Raw genomic sequence first — 14,230 nt, forward strand, 5'->3', positions numbered from 1 at the left:
GGACGCTTAGCTCAGCTGGGAGAGCATCTGCCTTACAAGCAGAGGGTCGGCGGTTCGATCCCGTCAGCGTCCACCATATAAAGTAATTAACGACGCGGGGTGGAGCAGCCCGGTAGCTCGTCGGGCTCATAACCCGAAGGCCGCAGGTTCAAATCCTGCCCCCGCAACCAATTTGTTTTACCTTCGGAGAAATTCCGGGACTTATAATGTGGAGCTGTGGTGTAGAGGCCTAACATGCCTGCCTGTCACGCAGGAGACCGCGGGTTCGAATCCCGTCAGCTCCGCCATTTACATCATTTGGCTCGGTAGCTCAGTTGGTAGAGCAGAGGACTGAAAATCCTCGTGTCGGCGGTTCGATTCCGTCCCGAGCCACCTTTAGTGGAAAATTGTATACTTGCCGTTGTAGCTCAACTGGTAGAGCAACTGACTTGTAATCAGTAGGTTGGGGGTTCAAGTCCTCTCGACGGCACCATCATGGAGGATTAGCGAAGTGGCTAAACGCGGCAGACTGTAAATCTGTTCCTTCGGGTTCGGTGGTTCGAATCCATCATCCTCCACCAGTTTTTTTTAAGGCGGTCGTGGCGAAGGGGTTAACGCACCGGTCTGTGGCTCCGGCATTCGTGGGTTCAAGTCCCATCGATCGCCCCATTTAAGTAATAAGCCAACTGTGAGACATTAGCTCAGTTGGTAGAGCACCTGACTTTTAATCAGGGTGTCGTAGGTTCGAATCCTACATGTCTCATGCTTCATAATTTGCGGTCGTGGCGGAATTGGCAGACGCGCTAGATTCAGGTTCTAGTGGTGTAACAGCCGTGGAGGTTCGAGTCCTCTCGACCGCACCATACTTGCGGAAGTGGCTCAGCGGTAGAGCATCGCCTTGCCAAGGCGAGGGTCGCGGGTTCGATTCCCGTCTTCCGCTCCATAAGTGCCCTTAGCTCAGCTGGATAGAGCGTTTGACTACGAATCAAAAGGCCGGGAGTTCGAATCTCTCAGGGCACGCCATTTATTTTCTTATGATTGTCTTCGGGATGTAGCTCAGCTTGGTAGAGCACCTGGTTTGGGACCAGGGGGTCGCATGTTCAAATCGTGTCATCCCGACCATCATAATGCGGGTGTAGTTCAATGGTAGAACTCCAGCCTTCCAAGCTGGTAGCGTGGGTTCGATTCCCATCACCCGCTCCATAATTTAAACTTCTGAAACCCTTGTGTTACAAGGGTTTTTTATTTTCGTTCATATTGCTTAACTTAATATATCAGAGTGCACCTTGTCTATAGAAGGTTCCTTTGCAGGTTTCCCCAGGTTTTAACTCCAATTTAATCACTCCTTATTTATCCTTCTAAAGGTTGTAATGATTTTCTGTATTTTAAATCCATCTTTATAATTATGCTACAAAAGTCTCTATATCGTGGGACAGATTTAACTCCATCTAGTAAAAAATATCTATACGTTCTCATTATGTTCGGTTTATAAGTAAACCTTAATCGATTAAGATTGAAAGATAAAGAGAAGAAGGGGAGAAGAATGACTAAGAGAACAGTAGCACTGAGTATAGATGATTGCGCTATATTGGTACTTGATGTACCTGAAGGAGTTACGGACACTCAAGTAATCGTCTTATATCGGCAGACAGTTTTAAAGTGTGGAATAGTAAGGTCGATATATTTTTCCGAGTTAGAGCCGCTTAATCTAAAAAAAAGGAAATTAATAAACTCCGTGCAAGCTGCTGAAATAATAGGGATAACTCGTCAGGCCATTTATAAACTGGCATTAGCAAGCCAAAAGCCGGGATATAAAGGGAAGTTTCCTAAGCCGATACATACAGATCCAAATGGCAGAAATCCTTGGTTTGATCCAAAAGAAATAAACAACTATGCATTAAGTCGAAGTATGCAGGATAAAGAAAATGAGAATAGGGGCTAAAATATTTAATAGGGGTGCAACTGATGGATTTTGCTTTATTTATGATTTTCTCTACAATTGAAGGCTTGGCAACATACGCGTTAGCCCTCTATATATTCAGAATGGATTTAAAGAAATATATCTGGCATGTTCTTTTAATCATTCTGCTAGTGAACTTTCAAAACTATGTGATAAGAGACATGTTAGAGCTTAGTATGCTAGCCCCATTAGTAAATATAATTATAAGCGTTCTATTTTTTACTACAATCGTTCGTGTTCCTATTATATGGTCATTTATTATGGTATTAACAGGATTTTTAGGGTTCGCAATTATTCAGACTGCAATCATTTATTTTTCGTTCGGGTATTTTTCTATTGAACAGGTACAGCTATATACCTGGAAGGCTTATACTGTTCAAACATTGTGTGGACTGATAGGCACATTTTTGGGCTGGTTTATTTACAATAAAAGACTTGGATTCACATTTGAGTTTGAAAAGATTCGGCTCAAGGGAGAAAGATTTTTTGTAATTTTTCTTATTGCTGTTTCAGCTATTGGATTAATTGTAATGGTTTATTTTGGGGATATGGTTTTGAACTTGATTGGTTTCGTAGTTGCAATGATTATTTTTTTATTTTACTCTATTAGAAAAGAGGTTAAAGATAAAAAAGAATGGTGAATCTCATCGCTCATTCTCTTGCCGTGAAGATAAAAAGTATAGTTCCAGAGCATCCACGAAGTGTAGAAGTTTTAAGGTATTCCATTTCGTTTCTGCTTAATGCGTTTTTTACAACATTATTTACGTTTATAGTTTCTCTAACTACTGGAAGAGTCGTGGAGGCGATAATCGTCATGTGCGGTTTCGCCTTCCTACGGCAACTATCCGGAGGATATCATTTAAAATCGGGATCGCTTTGTATATTAGTAACAACTGTTATTTTTACTTTACTGTCTCTGCTATCATTTGAGCGGCATATCACGTACATTTTGATAATTGCCGCAGCGGTCCTGGCACTGATTTATGCTCCTTCTGGAATTGAAAAGCAAACGAGAATACCAACCAAATACTTTCCACTTTTAAAAATAGCTACTGTTGTAGTAGTTCTTTTAAATATTTTTTTTCTCTCTAATTCAATTGCTGCTGCTTTCTTTTTTCAATGTTTAACATTAATTAAAGTAAGGAGGAGTTAGATAAGATGAAAAAAAAAATGGTGTACCATATTGCAACAATTTTAGGGGCATTGGCCGTTATGATAGTTAGCACTGCTAGTTGGCTTTATATTCATCAGGAAAAGACACCAGAGGAGTTGCTGTGAAAAATTGGGGGTGTCAACATTGTTATTATCTTTAACTAAAGATGTTGAAGGTAAATCTGGATTCTTCCAGGTCAAACCAGAAGATGTTTTATATTTATCCCATGAAGATGGTCGTGTTGTATTCCACTTGAAGTATGAAGATTATACAGCATTTGGCTCATTGAAATATTTTTACGCGGCCCTGAATGCATCAGGATACAGGTACGAGAAAGTTGATCGTAATACGGTTGTTAATATGGATAATGTAGTTCTAATTGACCAGGAACGTGGAATGCTTTACTTTGATGAGCATATCTCTACCTATTCTAAGGGCTGCACTATCGCGCTCACGAATTACAGATCGATCGTCAAACAAATTAAGGACATTAATCCATCACTCATCATTAATTAGGAAGAACCACCTGTCTAGCGGGGACTTTTTAGTCAGAGTTCCTGCCTTGCGCTAAAATTTATAAAGCGATGAACGGATATATAATCGTAATCACAAATTGAATCAACCAATGTTGATTCAATTGACGAAAGCTCATGTTCGTCGCTCCCTATTTTATCACCGATTTCCTCAACCACGAATGTAACCCCTTAATACAGCACTTCAACTATTAGCATCGTTACCTTCTTTCTTTACCTGTCCAATATCTAACTAACCAGATCCATACGTCCAGCCTTCTTCTCATTTATATCCAGCATCAATTTTGTAAACGCTATTGTAATGGGTAGGGCGAATAGGGTATAATACAAGTGAGTAAAGCGCTTACCCTTACTTTTCTTTCTTAGAGATGAATGAAATAAGTGGAATGGACGAAACCTAAAGCTTAGCGGACAATGATGATCATGCTGAAAGCAGCAAGACAGCCGTTTTGTTGGCAGGTTCTTTTTCCCTTCTATACCAAGGGGTTAAGATCCAGACAAAAGCAGTAAAGCCCATAGCGGACGAAGTACCATCAGTGTTGTCTAAGAATGGTTGGGATCGGACAGACGGTAAGAGGCTTATAGTGATTAATTTGTTTGATCAGCCAGTAGATTTGTATATTTTTTTATTATAAGGTTAAGCGCATACCCTATATAGTGGAGGTTCGATATGAGTACAATCCGATTGACGATGGCTCAAGCGTTACTGCGTTTTTTGGATAATCAGTATATTAGTGTTGACGGACAAGAACAGAAGTTTGTAAAAGGTGTAATGGGGATTTTCGGGCACGGGAACGTGACGGGAATCGGTGAAGCGCTGGAGAATGATAAAGGCCAGCTGGAATTCATCCAAGGAAAGAATGAGCAGGGAATGGCCCATGCTGCAATGGCATTTGCCAAGCAGAATAACCGCTTGGAGATTTTTGCATGTACTTCGTCCATCGGACCTGGTGCGCTCAACATGGTAACTGCTGCAGGTACAGCGACTGTGAACCGGATTCCGGTTCTGTTCTTGCCTGGAGATATTTTTGCATGCCGTCAGCCTGACCCTGTATTGCAGCAAATCGAGGATCCGACTGATTACACCATTTCGGCCAATGATGCATTTAAACCTGTCAGCCGTTATTGGGACCGGATTTCCCGTCCGGAACAATTGATTACAGCAGCGCTTCAAGCGATGCGTGTACTGACTGATCCAGTGGATACGGGTGCAGTTACATTGTCGCTGCCTCAAGATGTTCAATGTGAAGCTTATGACTATCCGGAAGAATTTTTCGCCAAGCGAGTTCACTATATCGAAAGACGCCTGCCAACCACGGGTGCATTGCAGCGTGTAGTAGCAGCTATTCAGAGCGCACAACGTCCGCTCATTATTGCCGGCGGCGGTGTTCATTATTCTCTGGCAACTCAAGAGCTGATTGCCTTTGCTGAGAAGTTCGGCATTCCGGTAACAGAAACACAGGCAGGCAAAAGCGCAGTAGCCTGGAACCATCCGCTCTATATGGGAGCAATCGGGGTAACGGGTTCTCTGGCTTCCAACAAGCTGGCCAAAGAAGCTGATCTCATTATCTGCGTCGGTACCAGACTGGCGGATTTCCCGACGGCTTCGAAGAGTGCGTTCCAAAATCCGGATGTTCAGTTCCTGTCCATCAACGTTAGCTCCTTTGATGCAATGAAGCTGGATTCCACTATGCTGGTAGCAGATGCAAAGGAAGCGCTGATTGCCTTGCAGCAGAAGCTGGAGCAAAGCAATTATAAAGTGGCTTATCAAGCTGAGCAGCTCCAGACGCTTAAAGCGGAATGGGATTCAGAGGTTGACAGACTGTACAGCCTGGAGCGTGAAGACGGTCTGGTGCAAACAAGAGTGCTGGGCGAACTGAATTCATTCCTCGGCAAAGAGGATGTTATCGTATGTGCAGCGGGCAGCCTGCCGGGCGACCTGCATCGTGTGTGGCGCTCTGAGGCTCCGCAAACCTACCATATGGAATACGGATTCTCCTGCATGGGTTATGAAGTATCCGGCGCATTTGGCGTTAAGCTGGCGCATCCTCACCGTGAGGTATATTCGTTCGTTGGTGACGGAAGCTTCCTGATGCTGCATTCGGAGCTGCTGACCAGTATTCAGGAAGGCAAGAAGATCAACGTTATTTTGCTGAACAACCACGGCTTCCAATGTATCCATAACCTGCAGCGCGGCCACGGCAGCAACGGGTTCGGCAATGAGTTCCGCTTCCGTGAAGAGGAGAGCGGTCGTCTCACCGGCGGTTACATGCCAATTGACTTCTCTCTGATCGCACAAGGCCTGGGCGTCAAAGCGTTCTCTGCAACGACGATTGATGAGCTGCGCAGCGCGCTGGAAAGTGCGAAGAAAGAAGAAAGCTCTACACTGATTGAAATTCGTGTATTGCCTGGAACGAACACAGGCGACTACGAGTCCTGGTGGCGTGTAGGCGTTGCGGAAGTCTCCGAGAGCGAGAAGGTCAATCAGGCAAGCGACAAGCTGGGGCAAAAGCTGCTTCAGATTAAACCATATTAATCAGATGACGGAGGCGGAGCGATGAGCGGCAAAACATTAAAGCTTGGAATTTCCCCGATTAACTGGGTCAACGAAGACGTACTTGAGCTTGGGGATCATTATACATTTGAAGATTTGATGAATGACTTTGAATCGCTTGGCTTCAAAGCGACGGAGAACTGCCGGAAATTCCCGAAGGACCCGGTGGAATTAAAGCAGAAGCTCGCTGACAGAGGCATTCAATTGACTTCGCAATGGAAGGGCGTATTGTTCTCCGATCCTTCCCGCCGCGAGGAAGAACTGGCTGCTTACAGAAAGCATGTCGAGTTCCTTTCTCAAATGGGCAGCAAGGTTGTTGTAACCTGTGAGTTGGGCGGCTCCATTATCGGTGATCCGCGCCGTGACCCGTCCGAGCGGGATGTTAAGCCACTCAGTGATGAGGAGTGGAATGCGATGGTAGAAGGGCTGCACCAGGCTGGGGAGATTTGCCGCGAATATGGCATGAAGCTGGTGTACCACTACCATATCGGAACGAATGTGGAGCGCGGCGAGGAAATTGATCGTCTGATGGCAACCACCGACCCGTCTCTTGTGCACATGCTGTACGATACCGGTCATGCCTACTACGGCGGAACAGACCCGCTTGCGCTGCTGGAAAAGCACGCTGACCGCTTGGGTTATGTGCATCTCAAGGACGTACGTCAGGACGTACGGGATCGCGTAAGCCAAGAAGGAATTCCGTTCCAGACAGCCGTTATTCAAGGCGTATTTACAGTGCCTGGTGATGGCGCAATCGACTTTGAGCCTATCTTCCGCAAGCTGAATGAGATCGGCTATGACGACTGGATGATTATTGAAGCGGAGCAGGACCCTGGCGTAGCCAATCCGTACGAATACGCTAAGAAGGGCATCCAGTACATTGATGGTGTAATGGCCAAGCTGAATAGCGAAGGTTAATTCGGCTGCATTGAATTCGATTTGTATGGGGCTTGATGGGTAAACTCATTCATTCTAACCGGTCAGAATTGATTCCGGAATTATAGCGATCATAGGTTGAAATAGATTTATTAACGGTTCAGTAATAAAGGTAAAATATGCGCCTGAACATGTCATGGCATTCTGAAGATATGTTCAGGCAACAGGGAGGACATTATGGCAGAGCTTATCGTACCAACCAGCAAACAACCTGATGAGAACGGCAGAGTGCTGGAGATTACACCGGAATCCGCAGGCTGGACTTATGTAGGCTTTGAAGTGTTCAAGCTGGAGCAAGGACAAAAGCTGGTCAGACAAACTGGAGACCAGGAGTTTTGCGCGGTATTGCTGTCCGGCCGCGCTGCAGTCAACACGAATGAGCTAGAGAAGGTAGAAATCGGGCAAAGAATGAGTGTATTCGAGCAGATTCCGCCATATAGCCTGTATGTCCCGCCGCATGACGAGTTCACAGTTGAAGCTCTTACTGCTGTAGAGGTTGCGCTGTGCGCGGCGCCAGGCAAGGGCAATCACAAGGCAAGAGTGATCGAGCCTGCGCATGTTGGCGTTGAGAAGCGCGGCCAAGACAGCACGGAGCGCTATATCCATAACATTCTGCCTGAACAGGAGCCGGCTGACAGCCTGCTGGTCGTAGAAGTCTATACGCCAGGCGGCCACTGGTCGAGCTACCCGCCTCACAAACATGACCAGGACAATCTTCCTGTAGAATCATTCCTGGAAGAGACCTATTACCATAAGATCGAGCCTGCGCACGGCTTTGCCGTACAGCGTGTGTATACGATTGATGATCCGGAGCCGCTTGATGAGACGCTTGTGCTGAAGGATGGAGATGCCGTGCTGGTGCCTAAGGGCTTCCACCCGGTATCAGCAGCTCCAGGCTATAATCTGTACTATTTGAACGTGATGGCTGGACCGGTAAGAACGTGGAAATTTTACAATGATCCGGCGCATGAATGGCTGATGAAGGCTGCGCCAGCTAAGGAGGAATAGGCATGAGCGGCTTGAAATTCCCAGAAAATCGCGAGCTTGATTTTGTTGCCCTGGGCAGAGCTTGTGTAGACTTAAACGCGAATGAAATTAACCGTCCGATGGAAGAAACCTCGACGTTCACCAAGTATGTCGGCGGGTCTCCCGCGAACATTACAATTGCACTGGCAAGACTTGGCGCACGTACCGGGTTCATTGGCAAAATCGCGGATGACGCGCTGGGCCGGTTCATTAAGCAGTACATGGACAAGCAAAATATCAACACCGACAATCTGGTCGTGGATGATACAGGAGCTGTAACTGGTCTGGCTTTGACTGAAATCAAAGCACCAACAGATTGCAGTATTCTGATGTACCGCGAGCATGCGGCTGATTTGGAGCTGAAAGCTTCTGAAGTACGTGAAGACCTGATTGCCAAGAGCAAAGCTTTGCTGATCTCTGGTACGGCACTGGCGAAGAGTCCTTCCCGTGAAGCTGTGTTCCAGGCTCTGGCTTATGCACGCAAGCACAAGGTTGTAACGATTTTGGACATCGATTATCGTGCCTTTACATGGCAATCCCTGGAGGAAGCAAGCACGTATTGCAACCTTGCAGCAGCACAGTGTGATGTTATTCTCGGCGGACGTGAGGAGTTTGACATTTTGGAGCTGACCGCTGGGCCGGACACCAAGGATGATCAGGCAACCGCAAACTACTGGCTGGAAGACAAAGCCCAGATCGTCGTCGTGAAGCATGGCGGCAATGGCTCCATCGTCTATACGAAGGATGGCACAGTGTACAAAGGCGGTATTTTCCCGGCGAAAAATATGGTGAAAACCTTCGGCGCAGGTGATGCCTATGCAGGAGCTTTCATTTACTCGCTGTTCCAAAACCGTCCGCTGGACAAATGCCAGGAGTATGGCAGCGCAGCAGCTTCCATCGTCGTATCCAGCCACAGCTGTTCGGACGCAATGCCGACCGTGGAGCAGATCGAAGCGTTGATCGCAGAGCATAAAGCATTGCAGTAATAGAGTGCGGGCACGCTTAACCGTCAGCATCGCACATAGACAAGGCAGTAGCAGCAAAATATAGATAAAGCTGGCATCAGACCAGCCCTAATAGAGAAGTGCAGTGTGAAGCTGCCGGCACAGATCAAGAAGCAGCGTATTTTTGATTCAGTCCGGTAAAAGCATACTGTGATGGATACAATGGATAGGCAGCTTGGTGGGAAACGTCGTAAGGAATCGAGAGTCGTTTTGCAGCATTGTCATGCTGTTAAGCATAGAAGGATAAACCCTGTCAGTACAGGAAATGGAGGACATAAAAATGAGCACAGAAATCAAACAGGTTCTCAATTTTGTTGGCGGTAAATGGATTGAAGCAACTTCCGGTAAAAGCGATCAAGTAGTCAACCCGGCTACTGGAGAGGTTATCGCTACAGTTCCGTTGTCTTCAACTGCTGATGTAGATCACGCGGTAAAAACAGCGAAGGAAGCTTTCAAGGAGTGGAGCAAAACTCCGGTTCCGCGCCGCGCACGCATTATGTTCAAATATCAGCAATTGCTGGTTGATAAATGGGATGAGCTTGCTGAGCTGATCACTATCGAGAACGGTAAAAACCTGGCAGAAGCGAAAGGTGAAGTACAACGCGGTATTGAGTGCGTTGAGTTCGCTGCAGGCGCTCCAACCCTGATGATGGGAAGCACGCTGCCAGATATCGCAACAGGTCTGGAATCAACGATGTACCGTTACCCAATCGGGGTTGTCGGCGGTATTACACCGTTCAACTTCCCGATGATGGTACCTTGCTGGATGTTCCCGCTGGCGATTGCTTGCGGTAATACATTCGTGCTGAAGCCTTCTGAGCGCACTCCGCTGCTGGCTATTCGCCTGGCTGAGCTGCTTCAGGAAGCTGGATTGCCGGATGGCGTGTTCAACATCGTAAACGGCGCGCATGATGTCGTGAACGGATTGCTGGAGCATGAGCAAGTGAGTGCAATCTCCTTCGTTGGTTCCCAGCCTGTAGCCGAATATGTGTACAAAACAGCAGCAGCTCACGGCAAACGTGTGCAAGCGCTGGGCGGAGCGAAAAACCACTCCATCGTTATGCCGGATGCTAACATGGACTTGACTGTTAAAGAAATTATCAATGCAGCGTTTGGTTCTGCGGGTGAAAGATGTATGGCTGCTTCCGTTGTGGTTGCTGTTGGCGACACAGCTGATCAGCTTGTAGAGCGCCTGCTGGATGCTGCGAAGCAGCTTACGATCGGTAACGGACTGGAGAAGAACAACTTCCTCGGACCGGTTATCCGTGGCGGACACAAGGAGCGTACGATTTCCTATATCGAAAAAGGTGTAGAGGAAGGCGCGGAGCTGAAGCTGGACGGACGTACAAATGCAGAAGCGCAAGGCAAAGGCTACTTCGTTGGCCCGACAATCTTTGACCATGCGAAGCCTGGCATGACCATTTGGAATGACGAAATCTTCGCTCCTGTGCTGCAAATTGTACGTGTTGAAACTTTGGACGAAGCCATTGAGCTGACGAATAAATCCGAATTCGCGAATGGTGCGTGTCTGTACACTTCCGGCTTGAGCGCGGTCAGACAATTCAGAGAGACAATCGATGCGGGTATGCTGGGTGTTAACGTAGGTGTTCCGGCTCCTATGGCATTCTTCCCGTTCTCCGGTTACAAAAAATCGTTCTACGGCGATCTGCATGCAAACGGCAAAGATGGCGTGGAATTCTTCACTCGCAAGAAAATGATCGTAGCCCGTTATTAATTTGTAGGGGAAAGAAAGGAAGGCACACGGATGGAGCAAATCAAGCTGGGTATTATTGGAGCGGGCCGGATCGGCAAGCTGCATGCTGAAAATTTGAAAAACCTGCCGCAAGTTAAAATCAAGGCGATCTCCGACTTGTTCGCAGATTCGATTAAAGATTGGGCAGCATCCTGCGGGATCGAGAATGTAAGCAACGATTACCGCAATATTCTTCAGGACGAGGAGATCAATGCAATCCTGATCTGCTCTCCGACAGATACGCATATTTCGATTATTAAAGAAGCTGCTGAAGCGGGCAAGCATATCTTCTGTGAGAAGCCGATCAGCTTCAACCTGCAGGAGACAGCGGAAATCGTGGAGCTGGTGAAAAAGCATGGCGTGAAGTTCCAGACGGGCTTCAACCGCAGATTCGACCATAACATGAGCCGTGTGGAAGAGCTTGTACGCGCAGGTAAAATCGGCGATCCTCACATGCTGAAGATCACCTCCAGAGACCCTGCACCGCCTCACCCGGACTATATCCCTAGCTCCGGCGGCCTGTTCATCGATATGGCGATCCATGATTTTGACCTGGCGCGTTTCATGATGAACAGCGATGTTGTAGAGGTTTATGCTCAAGGCGCAGTTCTGATTGATCCTGCGTTTGCGAAGCATAATGATGTGGATACAGCTACGATCTCTCTGCGCTTTGCCAATGGAGCGCTTGGTGTTATCGATAACAGCCGTAAAGCGCATTATTATGACCAGCGTGTAGAAGTGTTCGGTTCCGAAGGCTGTCTGACCATTCAGAACGACTTCCCGAATTCTGCTGAGCTGTACACCAATGATGGAGTATACAGAGACAAGCCGCTGTACTTCTTCCTGGAGCGTTACAACAACGCTTATATTAAAGAAATTCAAGCCTTCGTGGAAGCGATCGTTGCGAATGATCTCGTCCCTGTTACGGCTAATGACGGCTATCAGGCAGAGCTGATCGCTCATGCTGCCAGATTATCTATCAAGGAAAACCGTCCGGTAGCCTTGAAGGAACTTGCTGCACTGTAATTGCAATATATGAGCCTTATCCTGCATCTGACAGGCTGGCCAGCCAGTACTTTAGAGCAGGTAGAAATATTGAACTTATGATCGTAATCAGGCGGTGCAAGGGCGTAGAGTAGCCCTCTTGCACCGCTTTTCTTTTATCCGGCGGATATTGGAAAACTGTGGAACGCAGGCAGCCTATATTTGGTATGCGGTTTTATTGCGATAATCGTTGCAGTTGACTATAATATGATACGTAGTGAGAATGATTTTCAATAGAAAGAATGGAGCGGCATTCAATGGACAGAACTTCAGCTGTACAGGACCATCTATTTCAATGGGACCGCGCCCAGGTAAAAATCATAGACGTCCGCCATCTTACAGTTGTATTGCCAGACCTATGTCACGCATGTGTACTGCCTGCGGGCAGCTTTTTATATGTCATAAGGGGATCAGCACATATTCAGACAGGAGACAGGAGCTACAGGGTCAGGCCAGGCTTCGTCATTCACAGCGGCAAGGGACAGGAACTGCAAATCGAGCCGCTGATTGAGGATTGCGAGATGTACTGGATTCTATATCAGGCGGAGCACACATCATCCGATATGCTGCCTTGCATGCATGTGGAGCCGTCTGGCGCTCCGCTCGATATCCAGTACGGCTTTTTATCCAAGTCCTCCGTTATCCTGCTTGATCTGGTCAAACAGCTCTATGAAAGCTGGCATCGCGGCAGTGACCGTGATCGGCTGTTTCAAAAAGGGCTGCTGCTTCAGTTTGTGCATGAAGTTGTCTGTCAGCTTGATGAGGGGAACGAGGAGCAGGGCTTGCAGGGTGATCCGGTCTCTCATATTGTGCAATACATCCATGAGCATTATGGAAAGCCGCTGTCCCTGCAGCATTTGGCTGATTATGTAAATTACAGCGTAGCCCATTTGTCCTCGATCTTTAAGGAGCAGATTGGCATCAGCCCGATTGAATATTTGATTCAGCTTAGAATTAATAAGGCGGCGGAGTTGATGATGGAGAACGACGCGCCGCTGCGAGAGATTTCTGCCAAGGTTGGCTATAAGGATGTTTATTATTTTGGGCGTATATTTAAGAAGGTTACAGGTGTGGCTCCCTCCCGGTTTAAGAAACAAAAAAGAATCGATGTTTCGATAGAATCCGAGTATAGTCCTGCTTTTATCCTAAGATCCTCCCTTGAAACCCTAAGGGACAAAGGTTATATTGATAATGATTATCAGTATAAACTTGGAGGGTCTACAGCAATGATACGATTTGTAAAACCAGGTGTGGCAGCAGCCATGCTATTATGTGCAATGCTCGTCCTGAGCGCATGCGGTGGAGCGGCAGGTACGAACAACGGTGTGAATCAGAAACCGGCAGGCAATCAGACTTCAAATAGTCAGTCCGCAGGCAAGGAAGCGAATCAGGGGGCTGAGCAGCAGAGCAGAACAATTAAGCATGCTCTGGGCGAAACTGTAATTGAAGGCGTACCTCAGCGTGTCGTCGTGCTGGAATGGTCGATTGCGGAAGATGTATTGGCGCTCGGTGTTCAGCCTGTCGGAATGGCAGATATTAAGGGAATGCAGAAATGGGTTAAAGTCCCGGTTGAAATCGGCAGTGATGTCGTTGATATTGGTGTCAGAAATGCTCCGGATATGGAACTGCTGACCTCTCTGGAGCCGGATTTGATTATCGGTCTGGACCGGAACCTGGAGACCAGCTATGAGGCGATGAGCAGTATCGCGCCGACGATTGCGTACCAGCCTTACCCGGTTGAGGACGGCCGTGACCAGTACGATGCCATGGTTGATACCTTTAATGAAATTGCAGACATTTTGGGTAAGAAGGACGAGGCTGCCGCTGTGATGAAGCAGCTTGATGATACCTACGCAGCAGCAAAAGCCAAGATTACCGAAGCCGGAAAGCTGGATGCGCCATTCGTATTGGCAATGGGCTACAGCAATCAGGACGCTGTTGTATTCCGTTTATCTACGGATAATGCACTTGCTGTGAAGGTGCTTGAGCATATCGGACTGAAGAATGCGCACAAGCCGGAGAAGACCGAGGTATATGGCTTTACTACAGCTGATGTGGAAGCCTTGCCGGCTTTACAGGATGCCAACTTCCTGCATATTATCCAGGATGACGATAATGTTATCGAGAACCAGCTGAAGAACAATGCGGTATGGAAAAGCTTGAATTTCGTCAAAGAAAACCGTGTGTACGGTTTGGGCGGCGACGTATGGCCATATGGCGGTCCTTTATCCTCGCAAATTCTGGCGCAAAAAGCGGCTGATCTGCTAACAAAATGAGCAGGCTGCAAA

The 14,230-nt window shown here is 47.2% G+C and carries 12 protein-coding genes and 13 tRNA genes; all 25 read left to right on the forward strand.

What is annotated here, in order from left to right; genetic code table 11:
- Positions 1-76 (forward strand) — tRNA-Val (locus H583_RS0109505).
- 17 nt (positions 77-93) lie between these two features.
- Positions 94-170: transfer RNA gene (locus tag H583_RS0109510), tRNA-Met, on the forward strand.
- A gap of 40 nt (positions 171-210) precedes the next feature.
- A tRNA-Asp gene (locus H583_RS0109515) sits at positions 211-287 on the forward strand.
- Positions 288-299: 12 nt separating this feature from the next.
- Positions 300-372 (forward strand) — tRNA-Phe (locus H583_RS0109520).
- Between the two features lie 24 nt (positions 373-396).
- Positions 397-472, forward strand: a tRNA-Thr gene (locus H583_RS0109525).
- A gap of 4 nt (positions 473-476) precedes the next feature.
- Positions 477-560: transfer RNA gene (locus H583_RS0109530), tRNA-Tyr, on the forward strand.
- A 12-nt stretch (positions 561-572) separates the two neighbouring features.
- Positions 573-648, forward strand: a tRNA-His gene (locus H583_RS0109535).
- Positions 649-669: 21 nt separating this feature from the next.
- Positions 670-742: transfer RNA gene (locus H583_RS0109540), tRNA-Lys, on the forward strand.
- A gap of 13 nt (positions 743-755) precedes the next feature.
- Positions 756-842: transfer RNA gene (locus tag H583_RS0109545), tRNA-Leu, on the forward strand.
- Positions 843-847: 5 nt separating this feature from the next.
- Positions 848-922: transfer RNA gene (locus H583_RS0109550), tRNA-Gly, on the forward strand.
- A 3-nt stretch (positions 923-925) separates the two neighbouring features.
- Positions 926-1,002 (forward strand) — tRNA-Arg (locus H583_RS0109555).
- Between the two features lie 22 nt (positions 1,003-1,024).
- Positions 1,025-1,101 (forward strand) — tRNA-Pro (locus H583_RS0109560).
- Between the two features lie 7 nt (positions 1,102-1,108).
- Positions 1,109-1,182 (forward strand) — tRNA-Gly (locus H583_RS0109565).
- A 340-nt stretch (positions 1,183-1,522) separates the two neighbouring features.
- Complete coding sequence (locus tag H583_RS0109570) at positions 1,523-1,921, forward strand: helix-turn-helix transcriptional regulator (RefSeq protein ID WP_028560267.1); 399 nt, start codon at positions 1,523-1,525, stop codon at positions 1,919-1,921.
- Positions 1,922-1,944: 23 nt separating this feature from the next.
- Positions 1,945-2,580: a hypothetical protein gene (locus H583_RS0109575; protein ID WP_028560268.1), complete on the forward strand. Its 636-nt coding sequence runs from the start codon at positions 1,945-1,947 to the stop codon at positions 2,578-2,580.
- The gene (locus tag H583_RS38110; RefSeq protein WP_028560269.1) at positions 2,574-3,092 is read left to right on the forward strand and encodes an accessory gene regulator ArgB-like protein; all 519 of its coding nucleotides are present in this window, start codon (positions 2,574-2,576) and stop codon (positions 3,090-3,092) included. Before H583_RS0109575 ends, H583_RS38110 begins: the two co-directional genes overlap by 7 nt.
- Before the next feature lie 5 nt (positions 3,093-3,097).
- Positions 3,098-3,217, forward strand: coding sequence for a cyclic lactone autoinducer peptide (locus tag H583_RS36030; RefSeq protein ID WP_081667070.1), 120 nt, complete (start codon positions 3,098-3,100; stop codon positions 3,215-3,217).
- Between the two features lie 19 nt (positions 3,218-3,236).
- Positions 3,237-3,608: a LytTR family transcriptional regulator DNA-binding domain-containing protein gene (locus tag H583_RS0109590; RefSeq protein WP_028560270.1), complete on the forward strand. Its 372-nt coding sequence runs from the start codon at positions 3,237-3,239 to the stop codon at positions 3,606-3,608.
- A 687-nt stretch (positions 3,609-4,295) separates the two neighbouring features.
- Positions 4,296-6,161 carry a 3D-(3,5/4)-trihydroxycyclohexane-1,2-dione acylhydrolase (decyclizing) gene (gene iolD / locus H583_RS0109595; protein WP_028560271.1) on the forward strand — a complete coding sequence of 622 codons (1,866 nt, stop codon included), beginning with the start codon at positions 4,296-4,298 and terminating at the stop codon, positions 6,159-6,161.
- A 21-nt stretch (positions 6,162-6,182) separates the two neighbouring features.
- Positions 6,183-7,097, forward strand: a complete 915-nt coding sequence (iolE, locus tag H583_RS0109600; protein WP_028560272.1) for a myo-inosose-2 dehydratase — start codon at positions 6,183-6,185, stop codon at positions 7,095-7,097.
- Positions 7,098-7,292: 195 nt separating this feature from the next.
- On the forward strand, positions 7,293-8,123 hold the full coding sequence (iolB, locus tag H583_RS0109605; protein ID WP_028560273.1) for a 5-deoxy-glucuronate isomerase: 831 nt from the start codon (positions 7,293-7,295) through the stop codon (positions 8,121-8,123).
- Between the two features lie 2 nt (positions 8,124-8,125).
- The gene (gene iolC / locus H583_RS0109610; RefSeq protein ID WP_028560274.1) at positions 8,126-9,127 is read left to right on the forward strand and encodes a 5-dehydro-2-deoxygluconokinase; all 1,002 of its coding nucleotides are present in this window, start codon (positions 8,126-8,128) and stop codon (positions 9,125-9,127) included.
- 298 nt (positions 9,128-9,425) lie between these two features.
- A complete protein-coding gene (locus tag H583_RS0109615) occupies positions 9,426-10,880 on the forward strand; it encodes a CoA-acylating methylmalonate-semialdehyde dehydrogenase (protein WP_028560275.1) in 1,455 nt (484 codons plus the stop codon).
- Positions 10,881-10,910: 30 nt separating this feature from the next.
- Positions 10,911-11,924, forward strand: coding sequence for an inositol 2-dehydrogenase (gene iolG / locus H583_RS0109620; RefSeq protein ID WP_028560276.1), 1,014 nt, complete (start codon positions 10,911-10,913; stop codon positions 11,922-11,924).
- Between the two features lie 275 nt (positions 11,925-12,199).
- Positions 12,200-14,218 carry an ABC transporter substrate-binding protein gene (locus tag H583_RS38255; protein ID WP_161631195.1) on the forward strand — a complete coding sequence of 673 codons (2,019 nt, stop codon included), beginning with the start codon at positions 12,200-12,202 and terminating at the stop codon, positions 14,216-14,218.
- Positions 14,219-14,230: the final 12 nt, after the last annotated feature.

Source organism: Paenibacillus pinihumi DSM 23905 = JCM 16419 (assembly GCF_000422505.1).
GTDB classification, from domain to species: domain Bacteria; phylum Bacillota; class Bacilli; order Paenibacillales; family Paenibacillaceae; genus Paenibacillus_D; species Paenibacillus_D pinihumi.

Coding starts and splice junctions, on each gene's coding strand:
- H583_RS0109570 (WP_028560267.1), top strand. CDS start 1,523: ATGACTAAGAGAACAGTAGCACTGAGTATAGATGATTGCGCTATATTG.
- H583_RS0109575 (WP_028560268.1), top strand. CDS start 1,945: ATGGATTTTGCTTTATTTATGATTTTCTCTACAATTGAAGGCTTGGCA.
- H583_RS38110 (WP_028560269.1), top strand. CDS start 2,574: ATGGTGAATCTCATCGCTCATTCTCTTGCCGTGAAGATAAAAAGTATA.
- H583_RS36030 (WP_081667070.1), top strand. CDS start 3,098: ATGAAAAAAAAAATGGTGTACCATATTGCAACAATTTTAGGGGCATTG.
- iolD (WP_028560271.1), top strand. CDS start 4,296: ATGAGTACAATCCGATTGACGATGGCTCAAGCGTTACTGCGTTTTTTG.
- iolE (WP_028560272.1), top strand. CDS start 6,183: ATGAGCGGCAAAACATTAAAGCTTGGAATTTCCCCGATTAACTGGGTC.
- iolB (WP_028560273.1), top strand. CDS start 7,293: ATGGCAGAGCTTATCGTACCAACCAGCAAACAACCTGATGAGAACGGC.
- iolC (WP_028560274.1), top strand. CDS start 8,126: ATGAGCGGCTTGAAATTCCCAGAAAATCGCGAGCTTGATTTTGTTGCC.
- H583_RS0109615 (WP_028560275.1), top strand. CDS start 9,426: ATGAGCACAGAAATCAAACAGGTTCTCAATTTTGTTGGCGGTAAATGG.
- iolG (WP_028560276.1), top strand. CDS start 10,911: ATGGAGCAAATCAAGCTGGGTATTATTGGAGCGGGCCGGATCGGCAAG.
- H583_RS38255 (WP_161631195.1), top strand. CDS start 12,200: ATGGACAGAACTTCAGCTGTACAGGACCATCTATTTCAATGGGACCGC.